This window comes from Paraburkholderia tuberum STM678 (genome assembly GCF_902833905.1).
GTDB classification, from domain to species: domain Bacteria; phylum Pseudomonadota; class Gammaproteobacteria; order Burkholderiales; family Burkholderiaceae; genus Paraburkholderia; species Paraburkholderia tuberum.
The window spans coordinates 1-22728 of the sequence record NZ_CADFGP010000059.1; the positions used below are offsets into that span (position 1 = coordinate 1).

Here is a 22728-nt window from a genome sequence, read left to right on the forward strand (position 1 = left end):
CTACGCATGTATTTCATTCGCCATTCGAGGTGTTCGAACGTATGCTCGCAACCGCTTCGATAACTTCAGCTTCCGTTCATTAACCCGCTGTTGCGCTTCACCTTTGAAACCGCCCTGGAATATGGGATCCATCTGACGACCGATGAGCCTGTACGCGCGCAACTTCGTTGACGCCTGCGGCACTGATCCGGAAAACGGGTATGGTTTTCGCGCAATCGATATCCGGCACCCGGCAGCACCTCGATCCACCCAAGTTAAGCGCGTCTGCCGCGCCGGAACTCAATCAAGTTAAAAAAACACTTGACGTGAAGCCAGCTTCGCGCGGCCGCAGCCTTGCTGGCGTCTTTTTAGACGCCAGCAAGGCTGCGGCCAATGAGGATCTTTTTGATCTTCGTTGGCCCCATGTCTCTTTCCACTCTGCTTGCCGATCTCGCCGCCCATATTCAGACTGAGCAGTTTCGTCACAGCTTGCTTGCGATCCTGAACATCCCACGGCGTTCCAACGTCGTCGCAAATCCACGCTATCCGGCCAGCCAGTTTGGCGATCTCTACCATCAACTGGTTGCGAACCAGGCACGCAGCGGCACGGAGTCAGACTGCGCGACTACATAGATCATGCCCCGCTCCCTCGCTGAGGTTCGTCACGCAGGCTAGCTACACACAGCGCAGCAATTTCGTTTTCAGCGGTGCCCCGCTACTCGACATCCTCCGCCGCAATCTTCGCCCACACCGCGCGAGGTAACCGCGGCGCGATACCCGCCGGGCTCGCGTCGAACTGCCACCGAGCCGCCGACATCGCACCCTGTGCAATCGCAATCTCCTCGTGCGTCAATGGCAACCGGCCGGCCACATGCGCGGGGCCCCGGGCAGCACTTGGGCGATCATCTGCCGGTTCGGGTGTTCGAGCAGCGGGACGAGGTGGTCGGCCTCGCCCACACCGGCCAGGCAAACCTAGCCGCTGATGACCTCGACGTTACGGCCGTCCTGCGTCATCTTGACCAGAACTGCATCTGCCGCGCCCGATGCATCTGCTGTGTCTGCCATGGCCGCGCTCTCCTCGTCAGCGAATGATGTCGTAGCTGTAGTCGGTCTTCGCCACGTCGATCGTGTTGGCGTCGAGCGCTTCGAAGAACTCGTCCAGCAGCGTGACCAGCACCCGCAACGCACCTTCATAGCCCCAGGTCGGGAAGCGATGGTAATGGTGGCGATCGAAGATCGGGAACACCATGCGTATCAGCGGCGTTTTGGTATCGCGCTCCAGATATTTGCCGTAGGTGTTGCCGATCAGGAAATCCACTGGCTCGGTAAACAGCAGTGAGCGCATGTGCCACAGATCGCGTTTCGGATACACCTTGCAGCCGGCACCGTAGGGCGACGCGTCGAACAGCGCCTGCACCTTCGCAGCCCAGGTTTCGTTGCCGTTGGTCGCCAGCACGTGAGCCGGCTCGGCGCCGAGTTCCAGCAGGAACTGCGTGTAGCCCAGCATCTGGTCCGGGTCGCCGTAGAGCGCAAAGCGCTTGCCGTGCAGGTGAGCCTGGCTGTCGGCCATCGCATCGACGAGCTGGCCTCGCTCCTTCTCCAGTTGCGCCGGAATCGGCTTGCCGGTCACGCGCGAGATTTCCATCAGGAACTGATCGGTGCCCGCGACGCCAACCGGCGAGTTCAGCACCACCACTTCCTGTCCATGCTCGCCAATGAACTTGCTGGTCTTCTCGCAGCAGTATTCCTGGAACACGAAGGTCGCCTTCGCGTTCAACGCGCGCTCGACTTCCTCCTTGGTCGTGCCGCCTTCGTACATCCGGAACTCGCCGTCGGTCGGCGTATTCCACGTTTCGGATGGGTCGCAGATGATGTTCACCGTCACGCCGAACAGATCGAAGATGCGGCGAATTTCCTTCATGTTGCCGACCACGTAGCCGTCGAAGCCGCCGATGAAGTTGACGCTGTCGTCGGGCACGCGCTCAAGCGGCGTCGCTGTGCCGGCCTTGCCGTCCCAGAAGTGCCTGAGGATGCCGAGGAGCGCGTTGTCGTAGCCGGTCACGTGGCTGCCGACGAAGGCCGGCGTGTGCGCGAACGGCACGTCGTAGTCTTCCGGCACGCTGCCCTTCTGCTTGCTGTTCTTGATGAGCGCGTCCAGGTCGTCGCCGATCACTTCCGCCATGCAGGTCGTGGAGACCGCGATCATGTCGGGCTTGTACAGGTTGTACGCATTTGCGAGGCCGTCGATCATGTTGTTCATGCCGCCGAACACCGCCGCGTCCTCGGTCATCGACGAGCTGACGCACGAGGTCGGCTCCTTGAAGTGACGCGAGAAGTGCGAGCGATAAAACGCTACACAGCCCTGCGAGCCATGCACAAAACTGAGCGTCTTGTGAAAGCCGTTGGCCACGTACACTGCGCCGAGCGGCTGGCAGGCCTTGGCCGGGTTGATGGTGAGCGAGTCGCGTGCAAAGTTCTTTTGCCGGTAATCTTCGCTCTTGGTCCACTCGACGATCTGCTTGACCTGCTCGTCTGAATGGTTGAACTCGAAGTTTTCCTTTTTCGCGCGGAAAATTTTCTGGTACTCGGGCTCACGGAACAGGAGTTCCTGGTCGAGAATCTGGTCTGCGGATTGGGGCACGGGATGCTCCTGATATTCAGTTCAATGGCCTGCCGGCCGGTGATCAGTCCGGTGATCGGTGCGGTGGCCGGCGCTTAGAGGTTTTTCTTCCAGGGCGCCTTGGCGAGCCCCCACACCGGGCTGGAAATGGCCATGTCCATGTCGCGCGCGAAAATGGCGTAGCCGTCGTAGCCGTGATATGGACCGGAATAGTCCCAGCTGTGCATCTGGCGAAACGGCACGCCCATCTTCTGGAACACGTACTTTTCCTTGATGCCGGAGCCGACCAGATCGGGCTGGACCTGTTCGACGAACCTCTCAAACTCGTAGCCGGTCACGTCGTCGTAAATCAGCGTGCCGTCCTTCACGTAGTGCGTGGTGCGCTGATAGTCGTCGTTGTGGCCGAATTCGTAGCCGGTGCCGACCACGTTCATGCCGAGGTCTTCGTAGGCGCCGATTACGTGGCGCGGACGCAGGCCGCCAACGAACAGCATCACGGTCTTATCCTGCAGGCGCGCTCTGAACTTCGCGTTCACCGCATCGACCAGGGGACGATACTTGGCGATCACCCTCTCCGCGTTGGCTTTGATGGTGTCGTCGAAGTGGCTGGCGATCTCGCGCAGGCTCTTCTCGATCATCGACGGGCCGAAGAAGTTGTATTCCGCCCACGGAATGCAGTACTTCTCCTCCATGTGCCGGCTGATATAGTTCATCGAGCGGTAGCAATGCAGCAAATTGAGCTTGGCCTTGGGCGTATTCTCGAGCTCGGCGATCGAGCCGTCGCCCGACCATTGCGCGATCACGCGCAGGCCGATCTCTTCGAGCAGAATCCGGCTCGACCAGGCATCGCCGGCGATGTTGTAATCGCCGATGATCGCAACATCATAAGGCGTCGAAACAAATTCGGGCCGCTTGTCCGGATCGGCCTTGTCGAATATCCAGTCTCGAATCGCATCGTTAGCCAGATGGTGGCCCAGCGACTGGCTGACGCCGCGAAAACCTTCGCAGCGCACCGGCAAAATGGTGTGCCCTTCATACTGCGCACTCTTCGTCTTCGAGACGGCCTCGATGTCGTCGCCGATCAGGCCGATCGGGCATTCACTCTGGATCGAGATGCCCTTGTTCAGCGGAAACAGTTCCTGAATCTCGTCGATGATCTTGTCGAGCTTCTTGTCGCCGCCGAAGACGATGTCCTTTTCCTGGAAGTCCGACGTGAACTGCATCGTCACGAAGGTGTCGATACCGGTAGTGCCGATGTAGTAGTTGCGACGCGCGGCCCACGAGTACTGGCCGCAACCGACCGGACCATGACTGATGTGGATCATGTCCTTGATGGGCCCCCAGACCACGCCCTTCGAGCCGGCGTACGCGCAACCGCGAATCGTCATCACGCCCGGCAATGACTTGATGTTTGATTTCACGCCACAGTCGGGCTTGCCGTCCTCGAAGGTGCCCAAATGCTTGGCGCGCCGTTTGGCCATCTTCTCCGGATAGGCCTTCAGCACTTCATCGATCAGGGCCTTGTTCGCGGCCTTGCGCTCTTCAACAGTGACGCTCATGGGGGAATGCTCCATAGGGTGAGTATCAAGCCTGGCAGCGGGTAGCCGGCATGGCCCGGTTCTTCGCGTGAAGAAGAACACCGGGCCGCGCGCAGCGCCGCTCGCTTAGGCGGTCAGTTCCGCTGCAGGCTTGCCGACTTGCGATTCGTCGATGGACGTCATGATTCCGTGCTCCATTAACAGGTCTTCCAGTTGATCCATCGTGATCGGCGTCGGGATCGTGCCGTTGCCCGCGTTGTTGTGCACCTTGGTGGCGAGCTGGCGATACTCTTCCGCCTGTTTGGATTCGGGCGCGAACTCGATCACCGTCATGCGGCGCAACTCGGCGTGCTGCACGATGTTATCGCGCGGCACGAAGTGGATCAGCTTCGAACCGAGCATCTTCGCCAGCGCTTCGGCGAGTTCGAGTTCCTTGTCGGTCTGACGCTCGTTGCACACGAGCCCGCCGATCCGCACACCGCCGCTGTTCGCGTACTTCAGAATGCCCTTTGAAATGTTGTTGGCCGCATACATGGCCATCATTTCGCCGGACATCACAATGTAGATTTCCTGCGCCTTGTTCTCACGAATCGGCATTGCGAAACCGCCGCACACCACGTCGCCGAGCACGTCGTACGACACGTAGTCCACGCCGTCATAGGCGCCGTTTTCTTCGAGGAAGTTGATCGACGTGATGACGCCACGGCCCGCGCAGCCGACGCCCGGTTCCGGACCGCCGGACTCCACGCAACGGATGTTGCGGTAACCGATCTTCATCACGTCCTCGAGTTCGAGGTCCTCCACCGAGCCGGCTTCGGCCGCTAGCGACAGGATGGTGTCCTGCGCCTTTGCATGCAGGATCAGGCGGGTAGAGTCCGCCTTGGGATCGCAGCCGACGATCAGGATTTTCTGCCCGAGTTCAGTCAGGGCTGCCAGGGTGTTCTGCGAGGTGGTCGACTTGCCGATACCGCCTTTACCGTAGAACGCGATTTGCCGAAGTTTAGACATTGCATTTCTCCATTCAGGAAGAAGGGTTGAAACCAGGGTTGCGTAACCGCGACCATGTCAGCCTGTCGTGCCTGTATGGGTCTTCTTATATCGAGTCACGCATCGGCCGGACCTGTGTCCGCGCTGGACTCCAAACGCAGCTTCTGTGCCACGTCACCAGCGGTACTGCGTCGCGTCCGCCCCGCCGCGCTGCGGCGGTTGGTTCGGGACTTTTGCGGACTCCTCTTCTGTCTTGTCGATTTCGCGACAAACCACGCGAACTTCGTCGCCAATGAAACCATTCGGGCGCGTTTGTCGTGCGATTTCTGTCGTATTGGCCTGCGTGCAGCCGGACAATCGCCGGGTTGCGGCCTGGTTCGGTTATTGCATTGATCGCGCCATGGACACACCAGCCACCCAAGCTTCGCGACCCGTGCCGCGCGAGACGCACTTCGACCGTCTAGGCGGCGAGACCGCCGTCATCCGCCTGGTCGATGCGTTCTATCGGCACATGGATACGCGGGCCGACGCGCAGCGCATTCGCGCGATGCATCACCCGGACCTGTCTTCGACGAAGGCCGTGCTGGTGCTGTATCTGTGCGAATGGCTCGGCGCCGACAAGCGGTACTCGGCACAGCGCGGCCAACCACGGCTGCGCACGCGTCATGCCGCATTCGCGATCGGCACCGCCGAACGGGATGCGTGGCTAGCTTGCATGCGCGCCGCGTTCGACGAGACGGGTGTCGAGCCGGTGCTACGCGATGAACTGATGCAGGCCTTTTTCAAAATCGCCGACCGGATGCGCAATACGCAGACGTGAATCCCTCTTCAACGCTGTTTAACCCAAGGATCTGTGATGACCGAAACGCTCGCGCACAAGGAGATCGACGACACCGCGTTCGCCCGTCTCGAACATGAAGGCCGTCTGCTCAACCCGGTTCTCAAGGGACTGACGAACAGGCTCGGCCGGGTCGGCTTCCGCGGCGAACTTGCGCTGCGGTTTGCCCCAAAGCTCGCCGACGAAGCGCGGCCGCCGGAGCTGACCTGCGATCAGGTGATGGCATGCGCGACGATCGGCCATAAGCACTTGCCGTTCTTCGCCGGGTATCTGTTGAGCTTCGAGCATCTGAAGGACGTGGCCGAGGTGCTCAGCGACACGCTCTCGGCGGACGGCAAGTACTTTCTGTTTTGCGACAACATCGACCTGAGCAAGCGATATCAGGTGCCGTACAAGGGCGCGATGTTCTATGTGCTGCCGATTCTCGAGTCCACCGTCTACAACGAGATGCTCGAACTGCTGTACCTCGAAAAGAACGAATTGAAGAAAAAGGACTCAGGCGGCAAGCTGGATGCGGTAGCGGACGCGGCCATCAAGTTCGACGTGACCTTCGACACGATCACTTACAGCGAAGGACTTGAATTGATGGGGCCGGTGCGCAACCCCAACGAGAACCGGCCCGTCTGAGGCTCGGGTCCCTGCGGCCGCCGCCCGCGCGGCTGCGCCAACCGATGTTCCCTTGCACCCGAACGCGACCATGATCATGCACACCGATACTGCTTTCGTCGTCCGCGAACGCCTGGCCTCGCGCGTTGTCCGGAACCCCGATGCACAACTCGAAACGATCGTGCCCACCGCACTTTCCACTTGGCTGGCGTACCACGGCTTCCCTGCTCCGCATTCGCGCTGCGTGAACGGCGAAACGCCGTTGATGCGCGCCGCGCAGCATGGCGAGGACGCGGTCGTCGAAGCGTTGCTCGCACTCGGCGCACGCGCCGACGCGCTCGATGACGACGGCAACCATGCGCTCTGGTTCGCGTGCCTGCACGGCGGCCCCGCGACCATCCTGCGGCTGATCGACGCCGGCGCGCCGATCGACCATGTGAACGACGACGACATCACATGCCTGATGCAGGCAGCCGCGAGCGCTCGCCTCGACGTCCTGCAGATGCTGCTTGCGCATGGGGCGAACGCAGAACTGTGCGCACCGGATGGCCGCAGCGCGCTCGACATGGCAGCCGACCTCGGGCTGCAACTGCTGCTTGCTTTCGGATGACAGGCTTTGTTAGCGAGTCTTAAGAGGAACGTGCGTCGCGCGACCAGCGAAGTCGGTCCACTGATCAGTCGAAAAATCGTATAGTTTGCAGCCTCGTGCGGTGTCGAAGTACCAACGCCACGAAAACCGCTGCACGACGATCCGTTCCGGAAGCATCGCTTCGAGGGTTCGCTGAGCACCGACGAGCCCGTATAGAGGGAGACTCATGTCGACGTGATGCGCGGTGTGCTCCATGATGTGATGAAACAGCGCGCCAAAACGCCAGCGAAAGGTCAAGTGCACCGTCGTGGATACGAACGGATCCGACCGCCCCCATTTCGCGCGATCGTCGTACCAGCGGATTTGCGGATGCGTGTGGTGCGCGTACACGACGAAACCCACCATCGCGCACCAGAACAGGAACGGCACCCCGAACCCGCATGCGATTGACGGGACCACTCCCCGCTGCGTGGCGCGAGCGATCCACGCGAGCGCGCCGATCCACAGCAGTGCGAACACCGATACCAGCGTGCAGTCACGGAAGAACACGGGGCGCCGCGTCGGCATTGCGGCCCGCGACGGGAAAAACATCTTCGTCCACCAAATTTCGATCATGTAGTAGAGACCGGGCGCCCAGCCGCTGCGATAGATACGTTCCAGTGCGCGCCGTGGCCCACTCAAGGCGCGATATTCCTGGATCGTCAGCGGTGCCCACACAAAATCGACGCCTTTCAGGTTCGTGTAGCCGTGATGCACCACGTTGTGACCCACTTGCCACAGGCTGTACGGCGTGAGCGACGGCAGGAAGGCGATCCGGCCCAGCCAGCGGTTGAGCGTGCGGTGCCGGGTCAGGCTCTCATGACATGCGTCGTGACCGATGACGAAGAGCCGTCCGATGACAAAGCCCGCCATGCATCCGAATACGGTCTTCAGCACGAACCCGTGCGCGAACACGCTCGCGGCGAGCGCACACAATAGCAAAACGTAGTCGAACACGAGCAGCAGAAGCGCGTAGGCGGTGCGGCGTTCGGCGAACGGTGTCAGCCACGAGCGGATGACCTTGCGATGGGGCAATGGCTCATTGGCGGGAACGGGGTGATTCGGACTGTTCATGAAGAAGACCGGTAGAGCGGTGCAGGACAACACTACGCACGCGGCCGACGGCTGCATGCCGTGTCCGCGATGATGTGACCAGACCGTTTCGCGCTGGTGGCGAGTCAGCGCGACATCATGTTCATGCTGACATTGTGCATTACCCAGATCGTGCCGAAGATCAGGAACAGCGCGGCGAGCGCGGTGTAGCATAACGCCAGCACGTTCCAGCGCTGGCCGCGCGACAGGTCGAGATGCAGGAACGTCACCAGATGCACGACGATCTGCACGAACGCCAGCAACGCGAGCGCCATAATCGCGGAGCCGGACGGCAGCAACCGTTGCGTGACGATCGAGAATGAGCCAGCCGTCAGCGCCACGGCAAGCACGAAACCGGTGATATAACCGGCGACGTCACCACGCGAGGCGGTCGTGGACGTCGAGTGTGAATGGACCATTTAGAGCATGCTCCCGAGATAGACAAACGAAAACACGCAGATCCACACGATGTCGAGGAAGTGCCAGAAGAGGCTCAGGCATGTCAGACTCGTGAGGTCGCGACCGGACAGTTCAGGCGAGCGGACGACATGCACGACGAGCACGGCCATCCAGACGAGGCCGGCTGTCACGTGCAGGCCGTGGGTGCCGACCAGCGTGAAGAACGACGACAGGAAGGCGCTGCGACTGGGCCCAGCACCATTGGCGACCAGGTGCGAGAACTCGCGCAGCTCTAACGCGAGGAACAGCGCGCCAAGCACGAACGTCACGAGGAGCCAGCCGATCACGGCACCACGCCCCTGGCGCTGCGCGCCGAGCATCGCGAAGCCGTAGGTGGTGCTGCTCAGCAGCAGCACGCCGGTTTGAAGTGCGACACCCGGGATGTCGAACAGGTCCCGTCCGGACGCGCCACCCGCGAACTGGTGCGCCATTACGGCGAACACGGCGAACAGCGACGCGAACAGCATGCAGTCGGTCATCAGGTACAGCCAGAAGCCGAATACGGTGGGCGTTGGGCCGTGGTCAGCGCTCGACCTGCCGTGATGGACGAGTAATGCAGATTGCGACATGGATCAGGTCTCCGCGGATTCGGGTAGTTCAAGGGCGGCCGGGGTGCGTGCGCTGCCGCGACGTGCTTCGATTTCGCGCACGCGCGAGGCCGGAATCACGTAGCCATGGTCGTCGCGGAAGCTACGCGCGATCAGCGCGGCGACGATCGCGACTAAGGCCAGCACGGCGAGCCACGTAATGTGCCAGACGCCGGCGAAGCCGAGCACGAGGCTGAATGCGCCGATCAGGAACCCGTCCGCGGTGTTCGACGGTAGGTGGATGTCCTCGTAATGCGCCAGTGCGGCATTTGCTGCGCCGCTTTCCTTCATGTGCGCGAACGCGTCGATCTGGTGGACGACCGGTATGCGCGCGAAGTTGTAGACAGCGGGCGGCGACGCGGTGGCCCATTCGAGCGTGCGGCCGTTCCACGGGTCGCCCGTCAGGTCGCCGTATTCCGGCTCGTTGCGATGGATCACGCTCACGACGACCTGGGCGATCTGGTGCACGACACCGAGTGCGATCAGCACCACGCCGCATGCGGCGACGAACAGCCAGGGATGCCAGGTCGGGTTGTCGTAGTGATTCAGGCGCCGGGTCATGCCCATGAAGCCGAGCACGTAGAGCGGCACGAACGACACGTAGAAGCCGACGAACCAGCACCAGAACGCCCGCTTGCCGAGCTTCTCGTCAAGCCTGAAGCCGAACGCCTTCGGGAACCAGTAATGGAAGCCTGCGAGATAGCCGAACACGACGCCGCCTATGATCGCGTTGTGAAAGTGCGCGATCAGGAACAGGCTGTTGTGCAGCACGAAGTCCACGCCCGGGATCGCCATCATCACGCCCGTCATGCCGCCGATCGTGAACGTGACCATGAAGCCGATCGTCCACAGCACGGGTGTGGTGAACTCGATGCGACCGCGGTACATCGTGAACAGCCAGTTGAAGATTTTCACGCCCGTGGGGATCGCGATGACCATCGTCATAATGCCGAAGAACGCGTTGACGTCCGCGCCGGAACCCATCGTGAAGAAGTGGTGCGCCCACACGAGGAATGCGAGCACCGTGATCGCGCACGACGCGTAGACCATCGTTCTGTAGCCAAACAGCGGTTTCTTCGCGAAGGTCGCGATCACTTCCGAGTAGATGCCGAACGCGGGCAGCACGAGGATGTACACCTCCGGGTGGCCCCACGCCCAGATCAGGTTCAGGTACACCATCGCGTTGCCGCCGAGCTCATTGGTGAAAAAGTGCATGCCTGCGTAGCGGTCGAGGCCGAGCAGTGCGAGCGTCACGGTTAGGATCGGGAACGTTGCCATGATCAGCACGTTCGAGCACAGCGCGGTCCACGTGAACACCGGCATCTTCATCAGCGTCATGCCGGGCGCGCGCAGCTTGACGATCGTCACGAAGAAGTTGATCGCGGTAATCAGCGTACCGACGCCGGAGAGCTGCAGACTCCAGATGTAGTAGTCGACCCCGACGCCGGGACTGAACTGCAGCTCCGACAGCGGTGGATACGCGAGCCAGCCGACCTGCGCGAACTCGCCGATCACGAGCGACAGATTGATCAGGATCGCGCTGATCGCCGTCATCCAGAAGCTCAGCGAATTCAGGAACGGGAAGGCGACGTCGCGCGCGCCGATCTGCAGCGGCACGACAAGATTGAAGAGGCCGACCATCAGCGCCATCGCCATGAAGAAGATCATGATGACACCGTGCGCGGTGAATATCTGGTCGTAGTGGTGCGGCGGCAGGTAACCCGGGCCGTGAAACGCGATCGCGAGCTGAAGCCGCATCATTACGGCGTCGACAAAACCGCGCACGAGCATCAGCACCGCGACGATGATGTACATGATGCCGATCTTCTTGTGATCGACGCTTGTCAGCCACTCGGTCCAGAGCCACTTCCAGCGGCCGAGCTTCGTGAGCGTGACGATGACCGCCAGCACGATGAGCGCCATGAACGCGGCCGCGCCCATGATGATCGGCTGATCGAACGGAATCGCGCCGGGCGTGAGTTTTCCAAACATGGCTTACTCCGTGGTCTGCGTGCGACAGGCGGCGTCGCGGAAGGCCGTGACGTTGCCGTTGTTGTATCGGGCAACGACGTTGCGGAACAGGTACTGATCGATCGATGAGAAGTAGCGTACCGACTGCTTCTCGCTCGGCTTCGCGACTTCGGCGTATTCGTCCATGCTCAGGCGGTCCGGCGAAGCCTTGACCTTCCGCACCCATGCGTCGAAGTCGGTGGCGCTCGTCGCGAGCGTGCGGAACTTCATGTCGGCGAATCCCTTGCCGCTGAAGTTGGCGGACATGCCTTCGAAATTTCCCGGTGCATCCGCGATCAGGTGCAGACGGGTCTGCATGCCGACCATTGCATACACCTGGGTGCCGAGTTGCGGGATGAAGAATGAGTTCATCACCGAGTCCGACGTGATCCGGAAATTCACCGGCGTATCGACTGGCACGGCGAGCTGGTTCACCGACGCAATGCCGAGGTCCGGGTAGATGAAGAGCCACTTCCAGTCGAGCGCGACCACCTCGACGTCGATCGGCTTCACGCTCGACTGCAGCGGCCGGTACGGGTCGAGCTCATGCGTGGTGCGCCACGTCAGGATACCGAGGTACAGGATGATCAGGGCGGGGATCGTCCAGACGACGATCTCGATCGCCGTCGAGTGCGCCCATTTGGGTGCATAGACCGCGTGACGGTTCGACGCACGGTAGCGCCACGCGAAGAACAGCGTCAGCAGGATCACCGGGATCACGACGATCAGCATCGCCCACGTGGCGGTGGCGATCAGCGACTTCTCGGCCGCGCCGACGCTCCCTTTTGGATCAAGCACAGTCAGATCACATCCCGATAGACAGGCGCTCAATGTCGTGACGATGGCTATCGACCGTTTCCTTAAGGCTTTTCCGTCTGTCATAGTGGTTAAGTCCGGGTTGTGGAACTTTTGACCTCAAGCTGGCTTGACGCATGCGGCATCACACTCGCAGCGTCATGGTCCGACAACCGACCAGCTTTGTGATTGATGTCGATCAAGGACGAACAAAGCGGCGGGGTGCGGTGCACTGACGCAGTGCGCCGCTGAGTGCGCGTTCCACCACATCGAGTGGCTGGATGCGATTGACAGCCTGCTGAACGTCGGTAGCAAAGTCCTGTACGCCGAAGCTTGCGTAATGACCTTGTTGCATGCGCAGAAGTAGCAGAGTGATCTGCGTGCCGTTCGGCGGCTGCAGCCAGTCCGGCAATGGCTGCGAAATCGGTGTCTGCGGGTGCGAGAAACATCTTGGGTACCAGTCAATGCGGTTGAAGGCCAATAGTCCGGCCTCAAGGCTCCCGCTATCTCGACATTCCTACGCGTGACCCGGTGTCGCATCTTGACTTCGGGATCGGGACCGGTTGACCCTGCGCAAGGGCAGCCCTGATTTGCGCGTCGACAATTCCCCGCATACGTCAACAAGGGGAAAGCGATGAAGCACATGATTAAGGCCGTCATGATCGTGGCAAGCCTGTGCGCTACCGGTTTGTTCGAAGTGCTGGCATACGCGGATGACGTCAGCGCGAACGGAAGCACGATGGCAGGCGAGGTGACGGCTGATGGGATCCACGCCGGCGACGTGCTCGTGCGTCTGCGTGCCATCTCGATCGAGCCGGACGTTCACACCAGCGGCACGTTGTCGTCGCTCGGCGTGGGTGTCAATAACGCATTCGTGCCGGAGTTGGACCTGACCTATATGATCCGCGACGCGATCGGCATCGAGCTGATTCTCGCCACCTCGCGGCATCACGTGACGTCCGGCCTCGGCGATCTCGGTGGCGTGAACGTGCTACCACCGACGCTGCTGCTGCAATATCACTTCAACCATGCTGGCATGATCCGACCGTATGTCGGCGCGGGGGTCAACTACACCTACTTCTACAACGACGGCCTGAGCGCGGGCCCCGTAGGCATCCAGGTGTCACGCAGCAGCTTCGGTCCGGCGGTGCAGGCTGGCGTCGACGTGCAGATCACGAAGACCGTCTTTCTCAACGCGGATATCAAAAAGATCTGGATGCACACGGACGCCTCGGTCGCCGATAGTTCGTTGGGCCGGCTGGACATCGACCCACTGGTACTGGGAATAGGCGTCGGGATGAAGTTCTAGCGAGCGCGCAATGACAGACCACAGCTCGCACCAGCGGGCGATCCGCTGCGCCCCATCCACCTGAAACGGAGATCTGATCACTATGCCCCTGTACGACTACCGCTGCGCGGCCTGCGGCCACGCATTCGAAACGCTGGTGCGCGCCGGCCACACGCCCGTCTGCCCGCAATGCGGCGGCACCGCGCTGGACAAGCAGGTCAGCGCGCCGGCCTCGCCCGGCAAGAGCCGCGCGATCATCTCCCGCGCGCGGCGTCAGGCGGCGCGCGAAGGGCACCTCAGCAACTATTCGCCGGCCGAGCGCCGCAAGCTGCTGCGCTGAGCCCAACGGGGAATCGCGCTGTCGATGTCGATGAACCTCGAGGGCGCCTACGGGATGGCACTCAGTCTCACCGTCTTCATGGCCGGCACGCTGGATCGGGCCACCGCCGACAGCCTGCTGGAACGCGCGAAGGGCATCTGCCCGTATCTCGACGCGTGGCTTCGCAACATTGCGTCAGCACGGCCGCCCTCGCGCTCGCGCGCTTCGATGACCACGACGGAAACGTCCTGCCGGCTTGTAGAGCAGCGCGCCCGAGGCCGGCACGTCATCCAGCGACGCGCCGTCTGCGCTATAGGCCGCGAACCAATGGCCGAAATGCTCGGCCTGCGACAGCCCCTGCAACTGCGCCCAGCCGCCCTGCGGCCGCGCCTGCGCCAGCGCGCAATGCGGTGCCGACGGCGTCGGCGTCATGGCGAAGGCCTCATTCATGACGCTCACCAGCGACTTCCGATGCTTGAAGTTTTCGATGAACTGCGCCGCCTGGGTCAGCCGGGTGCGGATCTTGTGCAGCACGCTGACCTTGGCCGTGATGATTTCGGCGAGCGCGAGCGGCGTGGCAGGGACGGCCGTATCGGGGCACAGCGCGAGTAGCGCCGGTCCCAGGTACGGAATGACGCCGCCCGCACACAGGCGTTCGGCGTGAAACGGTCAAGGAGTGCGCCTCACAGATAAATGGCAGCGCCGGCGCCCACGTTGGTCGCGGTGTCTTTCAGCGTCTTGACGATGTACTTGACCTGGTCGGTGTCGAGTAGCGTGTGCAGCGGCAGCGCCAGCGCGCGATCGCCGATGCGCTCGGTGTCGGGCAACAGGCCGCTCTTGCGGCCGATCGCATCGCCCGCGTTCATGTAGTGGAACTGCTGATGCAGCGGATGGCTGTAGGCCACCGTCTCAATGCCGCAAGATTTCATGTCGTCGATCATCTGGGCGCGCGCGCTCTGCGTAAAACGCTTGCCCAAATGCACAACATAGAGCATCCAGTGCACTTCTTCGACGTCCTCGGCCACGTAGGCCGGCTTGATCCCTTCGAAGCTTTGCATCTCTTCGTGATACCAGGTCTCGACCTGCTTTCGCTGCGCGAGGCGCGTGTCGAGTTCGGCCAGTTGCGCGAGACCGAGCGCGGCGGTCAGATCACTGATGCCCGCCTGCAGCGGCACCCGCGAGCCGACCGAGACGGACGCGCGGTCCGTGACGCGCCGCTCGCGCAGATAGCGCAGTTCATGGACGAGTTCGTCATCGTCGGTGACGAGCATGCCGCCCGCTCCTGTGCACAGCGCGGACGGGCTGGAGAAGTCGAACACTGATACGTCGCCGAAACAGCCGACGTTGCGGCCCCGGTAGCGCGAGCCCAACGCCTCAGTACTGTCTTCGATCAGCCGCAAGCGCTGCGCGTCGGCCAGTTCGCGCAGCAGCGCCCACGCGGCCGGGTGGCCGTTGGTATTGCCGGCGAGGATCGCGCGCGTGCGAGGGCCGATCTTCTGCGCGGCTTTTTCGGCGCTCAGACAACCGCTCCAGTAGTCGATGTCGGCGAACACCGGCACGGCTCCCGCCAGCGTGATCGCCTGCGCCACCTGATGCCAGGTGTGCGACGCGCAGACCACCTCGTCTCCCGGGCCGATCCCCGTCGCGCGCAACGCAATCCAGGTGGCGAGCGTGCCGCTCGCGACCGCGACCGCATGCTCCCGGCCAACCCAGCCCGCAAACGCGCGCTCGAACGAATCAAGCATCGGCCCGTCGCTCCAACGCGAGGATTGCAGCACCGCGTTGACGAGATCGATCTCGCGCGCCGCGCAGGCCGGTTCGCTCAGCGCGATCTCATCGATTTCCATGCGCCTTGTCCTCAGTCAGGATCAACCCATCGGCCTCTTCAGGCCGCTGCGTGATGGTCCTGTAATACCCGGCCGATATCGCGAAATAGATACTGCGCACACCGAACCGGAGCGCTGCTGTCTCGTCGCGCATCACCGTTGCGCTGACATGCATTGTGCGCACCTCGGGATAACGTTCGTGCCATTGCGCGGCGGCGTCGCGTAGCGTCGGTGCCGTGCGGAGCAGGTTCGCCGCGAAGTCCAATTGCTCGGCGTTCAGGCTCATCTCACTCCTCCACGCCAGCAATGCGCCGCGCTTCGACCGTGATGGGCAGTGGCGTATCGTCGGCCATCGCGGGCAATTCGAGTTGCCAGCCGTTCGCAAGTGTGACGAGACCGCCCCACATCCCGGGCTGCGCCATCGCGACAATGGGCTCTTCCAGGTCCTTCTTTGGCACGTAGGCGCTCAGCGCGCCCTTGCTGTCCTTGCGGATCATGACTTTCATGGTTGCGGACTCCGGAGATTGATGACAGGTTCAAACCAGGTTCAAGCGGGATGCGCTGCTTCCTCCAGCAGTGTGCAGCCAGCGCACGCGCCGGCTTCAGGTGCGCTGCATGTTCGATCGCGCTGAATACGCCACGGTGCCGGCCCTCCGGCGCCGCCGCGTGCAGCCCGCACACAGCCAGGTGATTGGCTTCGGTGGCGCCGCTGGCGAAGATCAACTCTGCGGGCTTGCCACCGAGCGCTCGCGCGATCGTCGCGCGGGCCGCAGCGAGCGTGCCCTTCGCCTGCTGCCCGACGGCATGCTGCGACGACGCGTTGCCCCACACATCCGTCAGGATGGACAGCATCGCCTGCCACGGCGGAGGCTGGCGGCATGGTCGCGTTGTGGTCGAGATAGATCGTCGCCCGGCTCCGTTAGTTTGCTTCACGGCCAGAACACGCATTCGCGATCGATGCACAGCGTGTCCAGCAGCTCGGCCAGATCGGTGCTCTCATGCTGGGGCATCCATCGGTGCGACGCATGATCGCGCGCGCTCAGGTGCCACGTACCGTCTTCATCGCGCGTGAGCCAGGCTATGTCGATCAGCCCGCCATTCGCGTCGACATTGCGGGAGCAGCACGGGCTCTCGACACGGAACCCCTGCCCGTCGCGCAGCACGCGCGGCAGCACATAGCGGTAGCGGGTACGCTCGCGCAACGCTTGCTCGATCTGGCGCTGGGTCAGGTCGAACGGGCGGCCCGCGCGCAAACCGTCGCGCGGCGGCGCCGCTTCTGGCGCGCTCGCCTGAACCGTCATGACATGGCTCCTTCTTCGGGTAGCAGGCCGGCGGGTGCGGGCGCAATTTCATTCTCCGTGCATCCGACGACACAGTTGCCGAACTGCACCAGATAGACCGGCTCGCCGCTCTCAACCACCTGCCCGACGTTGACGATTTCGCCGACCGTACCCGCCTCGGCCAGACAATCGTCCTGGCCGCGCTCCGGAAAGCTGCCGTCGTTGCACAGGTCATCCAGCGCGATCACGCGCATGCCCCACTGATAAGCAGGCTGAACCGGTTCGATACTCATGCTGACGGCTCCTGCGGTTGCGACGTTTCCGGCTGGACCCGCGTGCCGATCTTGTGCAGCGCTTCGGCCCGCTCGCCCAAGCCTTGCAGCACGTCGTCCGGCAGGTTGTCGAGCGTGCATAGCTCTTTCGCGCGCATGCCGACACGGTGGCCGCTCTCGACGAAATCCACCGCGTAGATATAGAACTGCTGAAGGAAGGTGTCGATGCTGGTGACGTAGCCAATCTCGCCCTTGTTCACCAGCACTTCGCCGATGTCCTTGCCGTTGTAAGTGCCGTCGTTGCGGATCACCGCGCGTGCGATCACGCGCTCGCCGTAGTTGAAGCGCGGGGGAAACGCGACCTCGAGCAGGTCGTCGTCGCGGTTGATGTCAGCCATGCTTCACTCCTGCTGATCTCCTGCTGATCGTTGCGTCTGTCCGGTGGTCATCAGGTTCGCGACCTCGCCCGACGGCCGGCGCAGTCGAGCGGGCCGCCCTGCCAGTGGCGCGGTGCAATGTCGCCGCCTGGTACGCGCACGTTCTGTACGTTCATGGTTGCGTCCCCGTCCAGCCGCGCGTCGGATACGCACTCAGCGCATCCATTGCATCGTCGGACCCGACGCCGGTCTCATGACGATCCAAGACTTGCGAAAGCAGCGCGCCTCCCACCCGGTCTTCGGGATCGAGCCGGCGCAATTCGCGCAGTCGCATGCGCGCTTCTTCAAAGTCGCCGAGACGCATGTTGAGGTACGCGAGGCCCTTCAGCGTGAACAGATAAAAGCGCGCGGCCGCGTCATAACGCGTGGTCACGATCGCGGTTGCAAGCGGTTCGTCGCCGAGATCCGAGCCCAGCGCGGTGCGGGCGACCGCCAGCGCGTCTTCGCCGATCGCACGCGCCTGCGCCAATTGATGGCCGTAGAAGTAAAAGCGGTACAGCGCGATCAACGGCACCGGATGGCGCGGCGCGGCGGCGCGGGCGCGTTGCAACAGCGCGAGCGCCTCGTCGGGGCGCTCGCGCAACCGACCCGCCTCGGCGATCAATGCATTGACGCCCGACGGCAAGCCGCCGCCAATCGTTCTCTGCGCAAACGCGGTCATTACGTCGTCGAGGGCACGGTCGCCGGACTCCATCGCCATCGCTCCTCTTCAGGAGATCTGACGCGGCAGCGGCGGCCGCCCGCGGCCAATCGCGCTGACATCGATGGTCGCCACGCCCGGCGGCGCCGATTCCGCACTGCTGCTGCAACCACAAGCGGCCTGGTTCGGATTGAAGAAGATCAAGCCGGACTGGGTTGGCGTGTCGGCGAAATCGATCGTTATGCCTTCGAGCATCAGCCGGCTCTCAGCCGGCAGGAATACGCGCAGGCCGTTGATGTCGAGTTCCTGTTCGCCTGGTTGCAGCGCCGGCTCGGCGGTGAATTCCGCGGTATACCCGGAACAGCCGCCGGCGCTCACCACCAGACGAAAGCCGGCGCCAGCCGGCAGGCCCGAAAAGCGCACGATACGACGCATGAACTTCTCGGCGGCGCTCGTAACAGTTACGTTGGACAGCATGATGCGTAGTCTCCTGATGGATGAATGGCCGGCCCGGCCACGAGCCAGACTCAAACCTGAACGATGCAGCCGTCCACGGGACACACGGCGACGCACTGCGGGTCGTCGAAGTGGCCTTCGCATTCGGTACATTTCTTGGGGTCGATCGCGAACACGCCGCCTTTGTCGCTGATCGCGACATTGGGGCATTCCGGTTCGCAGGCCGAGCATCCCGTACAGGTGGACGCGATAATCTTCAGAGGCATGGAGGCTCTCCTGTTGTCCTGTCTGGAAGGGTGTGGGGTGTCACGCCGCTGAGGCTGACGAGGTGTAAGCGCCCTGGCGGATCGAAGCATCGCCGCGGTCCCGGTGCACGATGGCGCCGCTGGCGATGCGACTGCGGTAGTCGTTGAACCAGGCAAGCACCGCTTTTTCGATAAATTCGCCGACGTACTGATCGACCGGCTCGATGCCCGCTTGCGCCAGTTCGTCTTTCGGGCAGGCGCCGATCTTCGCGACCAGCACCGCGTGGCAGTCGTCGAGCGCGCGCACGACCGACGGGAGTTGCTCGTCGTCGCCGTAACCGCCCAGGCAATACAGGTCCACCCGGCGATGGCCGACGAACAGCGCTTCGGCTGCCGAGACCTCGAAGATCTGAAACTCCGTGACGTGGCCGAAGTGCTCGTTGACCCGGCCGCCGCCCTTCGTTGCGACCGCGACCAGCGCCTTCATGTCGTCGGCGACGTCGATCTCGCGAGAGACAGCCAGCGCTTCCTGCTTCGCGTCGTGCTGCGCCTGACGCTCGGCTTCGACGCGCTGCTGGTATTCACGGCGGCGGTCGAGGTCGTAGACCACTTCCATCCGCTCGATCTTGTCGAGCGTGAAATCCTCGCTGCGGTCCTCGCCCAGCAGGCCAACCGCATCCGCGCGGCACTGGCGGCAATGACGCATCAGGTTGGCGCCGCCCATGCAGGCGTCCTGCACGGCCTTGAGTTCCTGCGCAGTCGGTCCGCGCTGGCCGCTCAGGCCAAAGTGAGTGCCGTGCTCGGGCTGCGAGATCAGCGGCATGATGTTATGCAGGAACGCGCCGCGTTTTTTGACGTCGCGGTTGACCTCGATCAGGTGCTCCTCGTTGATGCCGGGAATCAGCACCGAGTTGATCTTGGTCAGCACGCCGCGTGCGGTGAGCATCTCGAGACCCTGCATCTGCCGGTCATGAAGGATGCGGGCTGCTTCGTAACCGGTCACGCGCTTGTGCTTCAAGAAAATCCACGGATAGATTTTCTCGCCCACCGCCGGGTCGACCATGTTGATGGTGATTGTCACGTGGTCGATGTTGTACTTGCAGATTTCGTCCACGAGGTCGGGCAACGCCAAGCCATTGGTCGACAGGCACAGCTTGATGTCCGGCGCCTGTTCCTGCAGCATCCGGAACGTCTCGAAGGTCTTCTTCGGGCTCGCCAGCGAATCACCGGGACCGGCGATGCCAAGCACCGTCATCTGGGGAATCTCGCTTGCGACCGCCACGACCTTCTTCACTGCCTGTTGCGGCGTTAGCTTCTGAGAGACCACGCCGGGACGCGACTCGTTCGCGCAGTCGTATTTGCGGTTGCAGTAGTTGCACTGGACGTTGCAAGCCGGCGCCACCGCCACATGCATGCGCGCATAGTGATGATGGGCTTCTTCCGAGTAGCATGGGTGATTCTTGACCTTCTCCCAGATGTCCGGCGGCATGTCGTCGAGACTACCCGACGCGCCGCAGCTGGCCTTACCCTCGCCACCGTGCGTGCCGCAGCCGCCACCGGTGGACGGGTCTTCGATCTTCACGCCGAGCGGTTTAATCTGCCCGACGCTGATATAGGCCGCTGCGGGCAAGTCGCTCGCATTTGAACTCGCTTGCATGGATATCTCCTCGCAACCAACGGCGGCCGCGCGCAAGCCATAGAGCCAGATCCATGCCACTCGACAAGAACGCCAGGAATCAACGGGTTAGGATATATTTCGCAGTTCTGTTTGATCCCGGCGCGCGACGTATCCCTACAATTTCGTTGCGTCGTGTCGGTGTTGCGACAAATCTCACACGACCCGGACAGCATGTTCTGAACCAGCGAGATGGACCCGCACAAACCAGATCAATCGTTCGCGTTCACCCTCCGGCTTCCCCGGCTTGCGATGTCGCGAACGTGCGGTCGTCCGCTGCTGCTCGTCACGCGAAAGACCCGTAGCGCTCAGGCCGCGCAGTTGCCCGTCCGGTTCGGCCAGCACCACAAAGGCGCGCCGCCACTCCATCGTCTGCACAAGATAGTTCAGGGACTCGCGGAAGGCTTTCGCCACATCGAGCGACGAAACCAGCGTCTTGCTCACCTCGTAGACTCCGTCCAACGCTTGCCGTCCAACGCTTGCCTGAATGTTCACCGTTGACTTCCCCTTCGTGCGCTGCGCGCTTTCGATGTACCAGCGCAAGGCGCACGATCGACGCAAAGACACAGCGTTTGAAGTAAGCGCATTTCTACGCCTGACGATTCAGCCATCGCGCATGTCAATCCAGCGCGCGTAACGACAAATCCGACAAAAAGAACGGCGGCAATCCTCACTCGTCGGGCGCATCGACACAAAAACAACAGCGAAACAACAGCGGCCCAGCTGAAAGAGGCCACTAGAGCGTGAAAATCCACTGGCATGGAAGTTGCCCTGAAGGTCGCATTACCCCGCTTTCAGGAGCCTGCGATGTCGGATTTCCAACGCGTGAATACCGGCCTCCATCCGCGCGGCGCCAACCCGGTGCATCTGGGTCATGCCGCCACCACGCCGGTCGATCCGCGCGTGATCAGACGCATGCCGCCTTACCTGAGCGAGATGTACGGCAATCCCGCCAGCCGTTCGCATGCCTACGGCTCGGTCGGCGAAGAAGCGGTGGAACTGGCCCGCGAGCAGGTCAGCTCGCTCGTCAACGGGGACCCGCACGAGATTGTCTGGACCTCGTGGAGCTCCGGCCGCGCATGCGGATCGCGCGCCAAATGCACGGCGGCGTCCACGAGCGCGGCATGCGCTCGGGGACGTTGTGCACGCATCAGATCGTCGAGGTACTGCCATTGCCGCCGGTCGAGATCCACTGCTCGATTCTCGCCGAGGACGCGATCAAGGCGGCCGTGTCTGACTTTCGCTCGCGCCAGACGATTCGAGGCGCAGCAGCCGACGACCTGTAACTCGCCGAGCAACCGACCTGCTCGTCTAACCCGAAGTGAGTCCATTCAAGCCTGAGAGGAACCTCCATGGAAACGCTCACCCAACCGGCTTCCGCCACACCCGGCGTCATGCCCGGCCTACTCGAATTCACGCCTCAGGCCGCTGCGAAAGTGGCCTCGCTGATCGAGGAAGAAGGCAATCCCAACCTGAAGCTGCGGCTGTACGTGTCCGGCGGCGGCTGTTCGGGCTTGCAGTACGGCTTCGCGTTCGACGACCAGGTGGCGGACGACGACATGCAGACCGTCACGGACGGCGTCACGCTGCTGGTCGATTCGATGAGCCAGCAATACCTGCCCGGCGCGCGCGTCGACTACGAAGACGGCCTGGAAGGTTCGCGCTTCGTCATTCACAACCCCAATGCGCAGAGCACCTGTGGCTGCGGCAATTCGTTTTCCGTGTGAGGCAATCAGGAAAATCTCACTGGCGCCTCCCGACGACGAGGAGAACAACCAGTTCGACAATGCGTGGGGCCTTGACCTGCAATCGCGTCTCGCGTGCTGCGTGAAGCTGCACGACGCCGACCTGACGATCGAACTGCCGCCACATACGCGCGAGCTCGCGCGTGAGCATTGAGGGCATGCGTCCTTAGCGCTGTGCGGCCTCTTCAAGCGCCATAGCGGTCATCGCCGCGAGCGCACGTCCTGGCTGACCACGCCTATCGCATCGCGCATCGCTTTCTGCAGCGCCGTGTTCATCGCTACACCTGGCTGTTCGAAACAGGACATTCGCGACAGGTCTTCGTTGGAACCGCTTCATCACAGCGCCAGCGAACACCGGAAAGCCCCGCGGCAAGCGGCTATTCGCACTAAGCGTGCATGGCGCAGT

At 62.5% G+C, this 22728-nt stretch carries 27 protein-coding genes and 6 pseudogenes; 9 read left to right on the plus strand and 24 right to left on the minus strand.

Translation table 11 applies throughout. The features are described from left to right. Positions 1-288 precede the first annotated feature (288 nt). The 5 genes and pseudogenes from HWY30_RS33330 to nifH form a co-directional block, all read right to left on the minus strand. Complete coding sequence (locus HWY30_RS33330; RefSeq protein ID WP_143037302.1) at positions 289-555, minus strand: hypothetical protein; 267 nt, start codon at positions 553-555, stop codon at positions 289-291. 139 nt (positions 556-694) lie between these two features. After that, positions 695-1044: pseudogene (locus HWY30_RS33335) on the minus strand (hypothetical protein). 16 nt (positions 1045-1060) lie between these two features. Then, on the minus strand, positions 1061-2620 hold the full coding sequence (gene nifK / locus HWY30_RS33340; protein WP_090811295.1) for a nitrogenase molybdenum-iron protein subunit beta: 1560 nt from the start codon (positions 2618-2620) through the stop codon (positions 1061-1063). A 74-nt stretch (positions 2621-2694) separates the two neighbouring features. Next, the gene (gene nifD / locus HWY30_RS33345; RefSeq protein WP_090811297.1) at positions 2695-4158 is read right to left on the minus strand and encodes a nitrogenase molybdenum-iron protein alpha chain; all 1464 of its coding nucleotides are present in this window, start codon (positions 4156-4158) and stop codon (positions 2695-2697) included. A 105-nt stretch (positions 4159-4263) separates the two neighbouring features. Next, entirely contained in the window at positions 4264-5145 is an 882-nt protein-coding gene (nifH, locus tag HWY30_RS33350) for a nitrogenase iron protein (RefSeq protein ID WP_018423167.1), read from the minus strand. A gap of 379 nt (positions 5146-5524) precedes the next feature. Here nifH and HWY30_RS33355 point away from each other — a divergent pair, with 379 nt between their 5' ends. The 3 genes from HWY30_RS33355 (at position 5525) to HWY30_RS33365 (ending at position 7178) form a co-directional block, all read left to right on the plus strand. Then, positions 5525-5944 carry a group II truncated hemoglobin gene (locus HWY30_RS33355; protein WP_090811301.1) on the plus strand — a complete coding sequence of 140 codons (420 nt, stop codon included), beginning with the start codon at positions 5525-5527 and terminating at the stop codon, positions 5942-5944. A 36-nt stretch (positions 5945-5980) separates the two neighbouring features. Next, the gene (locus tag HWY30_RS33360) at positions 5981-6589 is read left to right on the plus strand and encodes a hypothetical protein (RefSeq protein WP_090811303.1); all 609 of its coding nucleotides are present in this window, start codon (positions 5981-5983) and stop codon (positions 6587-6589) included. A gap of 76 nt (positions 6590-6665) precedes the next feature. Continuing rightward, a complete protein-coding gene (locus HWY30_RS33365; protein WP_244145106.1) occupies positions 6666-7178 on the plus strand; it encodes an ankyrin repeat domain-containing protein in 513 nt (170 codons plus the stop codon). A gap of 9 nt (positions 7179-7187) precedes the next feature. Here HWY30_RS33365 and HWY30_RS33370 read toward each other — a convergent pair whose 3' ends face one another. From HWY30_RS33370 to HWY30_RS33395, 6 genes are all read right to left on the minus strand, one after another. After that, positions 7188-8270 carry a fatty acid desaturase gene (locus HWY30_RS33370; protein ID WP_244145107.1) on the minus strand — a complete coding sequence of 361 codons (1083 nt, stop codon included), beginning with the start codon at positions 8268-8270 and terminating at the stop codon, positions 7188-7190. A gap of 104 nt (positions 8271-8374) precedes the next feature. Next, entirely contained in the window at positions 8375-8707 is a 333-nt protein-coding gene (gene cyoD, locus HWY30_RS33375; RefSeq protein WP_090811308.1) for a cytochrome o ubiquinol oxidase subunit IV, read from the minus strand. Beyond that, positions 8708-9316, minus strand: coding sequence for a cytochrome o ubiquinol oxidase subunit III (cyoC, locus tag HWY30_RS33380; protein ID WP_090811310.1), 609 nt, complete (start codon positions 9314-9316; stop codon positions 8708-8710). 3 nt (positions 9317-9319) lie between these two features. Continuing rightward, a complete protein-coding gene (cyoB, locus tag HWY30_RS33385) occupies positions 9320-11326 on the minus strand; it encodes a cytochrome o ubiquinol oxidase subunit I (protein ID WP_090811314.1) in 2007 nt (668 codons plus the stop codon). Between the two features lie 3 nt (positions 11327-11329). Beyond that, the gene (cyoA, locus tag HWY30_RS33390; RefSeq protein ID WP_167368799.1) at positions 11330-12226 is read right to left on the minus strand and encodes a ubiquinol oxidase subunit II; all 897 of its coding nucleotides are present in this window, start codon (positions 12224-12226) and stop codon (positions 11330-11332) included. A 112-nt stretch (positions 12227-12338) separates the two neighbouring features. Further along, the gene (locus tag HWY30_RS33395; protein ID WP_143037303.1) at positions 12339-12620 is read right to left on the minus strand and encodes a hypothetical protein; all 282 of its coding nucleotides are present in this window, start codon (positions 12618-12620) and stop codon (positions 12339-12341) included. A 153-nt stretch (positions 12621-12773) separates the two neighbouring features. Between HWY30_RS33395 and HWY30_RS33400 the strand changes: the two genes are divergently transcribed. Next, complete coding sequence (locus tag HWY30_RS33400) at positions 12774-13448, plus strand: OmpW/AlkL family protein (RefSeq protein ID WP_090811318.1); 675 nt, start codon at positions 12774-12776, stop codon at positions 13446-13448. Positions 13449-13530: 82 nt separating this feature from the next. Then, positions 13531-13767 (plus strand): FmdB family zinc ribbon protein, encoded by a 237-nt coding sequence (locus HWY30_RS33405; protein ID WP_090811320.1) that lies wholly within the window; start codon positions 13531-13533, stop codon positions 13765-13767. Between the two features lie 198 nt (positions 13768-13965). On the opposite strand, the pseudogene HWY30_RS33410 reads toward HWY30_RS33405, so the two are convergent. The 13 genes and pseudogenes from HWY30_RS33410 to HWY30_RS42765 form a co-directional block, all read right to left on the minus strand. Then, positions 13966-14397 (minus strand): annotated as a pseudogene (locus HWY30_RS33410) (SIR2 family protein); the annotation flags it as partial. 32 nt (positions 14398-14429) lie between these two features. Next, the gene (locus HWY30_RS33415; RefSeq protein ID WP_090811322.1) at positions 14430-15593 is read right to left on the minus strand and encodes a DegT/DnrJ/EryC1/StrS family aminotransferase; all 1164 of its coding nucleotides are present in this window, start codon (positions 15591-15593) and stop codon (positions 14430-14432) included. Continuing rightward, positions 15580-15858 (minus strand): hypothetical protein, encoded by a 279-nt coding sequence (locus HWY30_RS33420; protein WP_090811324.1) that lies wholly within the window; start codon positions 15856-15858, stop codon positions 15580-15582. The genes HWY30_RS33415 and HWY30_RS33420 overlap by 14 nt, the downstream gene beginning before the upstream one ends. A 1-nt stretch (position 15859) precedes the next feature. After that, positions 15860-16078 (minus strand): putative nitrogen fixation protein NifT, encoded by a 219-nt coding sequence (gene nifT / locus HWY30_RS33425; protein ID WP_007177241.1) that lies wholly within the window; start codon positions 16076-16078, stop codon positions 15860-15862. 130 nt (positions 16079-16208) lie between these two features. Further along, a pseudogene (locus HWY30_RS33430) lies at positions 16209-16520 on the minus strand (aminotransferase class V-fold PLP-dependent enzyme); the annotation flags it as partial. Further along, complete coding sequence (locus tag HWY30_RS33435) at positions 16502-16873, minus strand: DUF3024 domain-containing protein (protein ID WP_090811326.1); 372 nt, start codon at positions 16871-16873, stop codon at positions 16502-16504. The pseudogene HWY30_RS33430 and the gene HWY30_RS33435, both read right to left, overlap by 19 nt. Further along, positions 16870-17145 carry a nitrogen fixation protein NifZ gene (locus HWY30_RS33440; RefSeq protein ID WP_090811328.1) on the minus strand — a complete coding sequence of 92 codons (276 nt, stop codon included), beginning with the start codon at positions 17143-17145 and terminating at the stop codon, positions 16870-16872. Before HWY30_RS33440 ends, HWY30_RS33435 begins: the two co-directional genes overlap by 4 nt. Further along, a complete protein-coding gene (locus tag HWY30_RS33445) occupies positions 17142-17522 on the minus strand; it encodes a nitrogen fixation protein NifZ (RefSeq protein ID WP_090811330.1) in 381 nt (126 codons plus the stop codon). The genes HWY30_RS33440 and HWY30_RS33445 overlap by 4 nt, the downstream gene beginning before the upstream one ends. 151 nt (positions 17523-17673) lie before the next feature. Next, on the minus strand, positions 17674-18255 hold the full coding sequence (locus HWY30_RS33450) for a hypothetical protein (protein WP_090811921.1): 582 nt from the start codon (positions 18253-18255) through the stop codon (positions 17674-17676). 15 nt (positions 18256-18270) lie between these two features. Then, positions 18271-18678, minus strand: coding sequence for a HesB/IscA family protein (locus HWY30_RS33455; protein WP_090811332.1), 408 nt, complete (start codon positions 18676-18678; stop codon positions 18271-18273). 50 nt (positions 18679-18728) lie between these two features. Continuing rightward, entirely contained in the window at positions 18729-18923 is a 195-nt protein-coding gene (locus HWY30_RS33460; RefSeq protein WP_090811334.1) for a 4Fe-4S binding protein, read from the minus strand. Positions 18924-18963: 40 nt separating this feature from the next. Beyond that, positions 18964-20559: a nitrogenase cofactor biosynthesis protein NifB gene (gene nifB / locus HWY30_RS33465; RefSeq protein ID WP_090811923.1), complete on the minus strand. Its 1596-nt coding sequence runs from the start codon at positions 20557-20559 to the stop codon at positions 18964-18966. 174 nt (positions 20560-20733) lie between these two features. Continuing rightward, positions 20734-21021: a hypothetical protein gene (locus HWY30_RS42765; RefSeq protein ID WP_341809951.1), complete on the minus strand. Its 288-nt coding sequence runs from the start codon at positions 21019-21021 to the stop codon at positions 20734-20736. A gap of 363 nt (positions 21022-21384) precedes the next feature. Here HWY30_RS42765 and HWY30_RS33475 point away from each other — a divergent pair. From HWY30_RS33475 to HWY30_RS33490, 4 genes and pseudogenes are all read left to right on the plus strand, one after another. Further along, positions 21385-21639 (plus strand): annotated as a pseudogene (locus HWY30_RS33475) (aminotransferase class V-fold PLP-dependent enzyme); the annotation flags it as partial. An 89-nt stretch (positions 21640-21728) separates the two neighbouring features. Next, positions 21729-21863 (plus strand): annotated as a pseudogene (locus tag HWY30_RS33480) (iron-sulfur cluster assembly scaffold protein); the annotation flags it as partial. Positions 21864-21929: 66 nt separating this feature from the next. Next, the gene (erpA, locus tag HWY30_RS33485) at positions 21930-22304 is read left to right on the plus strand and encodes an iron-sulfur cluster insertion protein ErpA (protein WP_090811336.1); all 375 of its coding nucleotides are present in this window, start codon (positions 21930-21932) and stop codon (positions 22302-22304) included. Positions 22305-22320: 16 nt separating this feature from the next. Next, positions 22321-22476: pseudogene (locus HWY30_RS33490) on the plus strand (2Fe-2S iron-sulfur cluster-binding family protein); the annotation flags it as partial. Positions 22477-22728 lie beyond the last annotated feature (252 nt).

Bases quoted from the DNA above. Each gene is read 5' to 3' on its own strand.
- HWY30_RS33330 (WP_143037302.1), bottom strand. From the start codon at position 555: ATGGTAGAGATCGCCAAACTGGCTGGCCGGATAGCGTGGATTTGCGAC.
- nifD (WP_090811297.1), bottom strand. From the start codon at position 4,158: ATGAGCGTCACTGTTGAAGAGCGCAAGGCCGCGAACAAGGCCCTGATC.
- nifH (WP_018423167.1), bottom strand. From the start codon at position 5,145: ATGTCTAAACTTCGGCAAATCGCGTTCTACGGTAAAGGCGGTATCGGC.
- HWY30_RS33355 (WP_090811301.1), top strand. From the start codon at position 5,525: ATGGACACACCAGCCACCCAAGCTTCGCGACCCGTGCCGCGCGAGACG.
- HWY30_RS33360 (WP_090811303.1), top strand. From the start codon at position 5,981: ATGACCGAAACGCTCGCGCACAAGGAGATCGACGACACCGCGTTCGCC.
- HWY30_RS33365 (WP_244145106.1), top strand. From the start codon at position 6,666: ATGCACACCGATACTGCTTTCGTCGTCCGCGAACGCCTGGCCTCGCGC.
- HWY30_RS33370 (WP_244145107.1), bottom strand. From the start codon at position 8,270: ATGAACAGTCCGAATCACCCCGTTCCCGCCAATGAGCCATTGCCCCAT.
- cyoD (WP_090811308.1), bottom strand. From the start codon at position 8,707: ATGGTCCATTCACACTCGACGTCCACGACCGCCTCGCGTGGTGACGTC.
- cyoC (WP_090811310.1), bottom strand. From the start codon at position 9,316: ATGTCGCAATCTGCATTACTCGTCCATCACGGCAGGTCGAGCGCTGAC.
- cyoB (WP_090811314.1), bottom strand. From the start codon at position 11,326: ATGTTTGGAAAACTCACGCCCGGCGCGATTCCGTTCGATCAGCCGATC.
- cyoA (WP_167368799.1), bottom strand. From the start codon at position 12,226: ATGACAGACGGAAAAGCCTTAAGGAAACGGTCGATAGCCATCGTCACG.
- HWY30_RS33400 (WP_090811318.1), top strand. From the start codon at position 12,774: ATGAAGCACATGATTAAGGCCGTCATGATCGTGGCAAGCCTGTGCGCT.
- HWY30_RS33405 (WP_090811320.1), top strand. From the start codon at position 13,531: ATGCCCCTGTACGACTACCGCTGCGCGGCCTGCGGCCACGCATTCGAA.
- HWY30_RS33415 (WP_090811322.1), bottom strand. From the start codon at position 15,593: ATGGAAATCGATGAGATCGCGCTGAGCGAACCGGCCTGCGCGGCGCGC.
- HWY30_RS33420 (WP_090811324.1), bottom strand. From the start codon at position 15,858: ATGAGCCTGAACGCCGAGCAATTGGACTTCGCGGCGAACCTGCTCCGC.
- nifT (WP_007177241.1), bottom strand. From the start codon at position 16,078: ATGAAAGTCATGATCCGCAAGGACAGCAAGGGCGCGCTGAGCGCCTAC.
- HWY30_RS33435 (WP_090811326.1), bottom strand. From the start codon at position 16,873: ATGACGGTTCAGGCGAGCGCGCCAGAAGCGGCGCCGCCGCGCGACGGT.
- HWY30_RS33440 (WP_090811328.1), bottom strand. From the start codon at position 17,145: ATGAGTATCGAACCGGTTCAGCCTGCTTATCAGTGGGGCATGCGCGTG.
- HWY30_RS33445 (WP_090811330.1), bottom strand. From the start codon at position 17,522: ATGGCTGACATCAACCGCGACGACGACCTGCTCGAGGTCGCGTTTCCC.
- HWY30_RS33450 (WP_090811921.1), bottom strand. From the start codon at position 18,255: ATGGAGTCCGGCGACCGTGCCCTCGACGACGTAATGACCGCGTTTGCG.
- HWY30_RS33455 (WP_090811332.1), bottom strand. From the start codon at position 18,678: ATGCTGTCCAACGTAACTGTTACGAGCGCCGCCGAGAAGTTCATGCGT.
- HWY30_RS33460 (WP_090811334.1), bottom strand. From the start codon at position 18,923: ATGCCTCTGAAGATTATCGCGTCCACCTGTACGGGATGCTCGGCCTGC.
- nifB (WP_090811923.1), bottom strand. From the start codon at position 20,559: ATGCAAGCGAGTTCAAATGCGAGCGACTTGCCCGCAGCGGCCTATATC.
- erpA (WP_090811336.1), top strand. From the start codon at position 21,930: ATGGAAACGCTCACCCAACCGGCTTCCGCCACACCCGGCGTCATGCCC.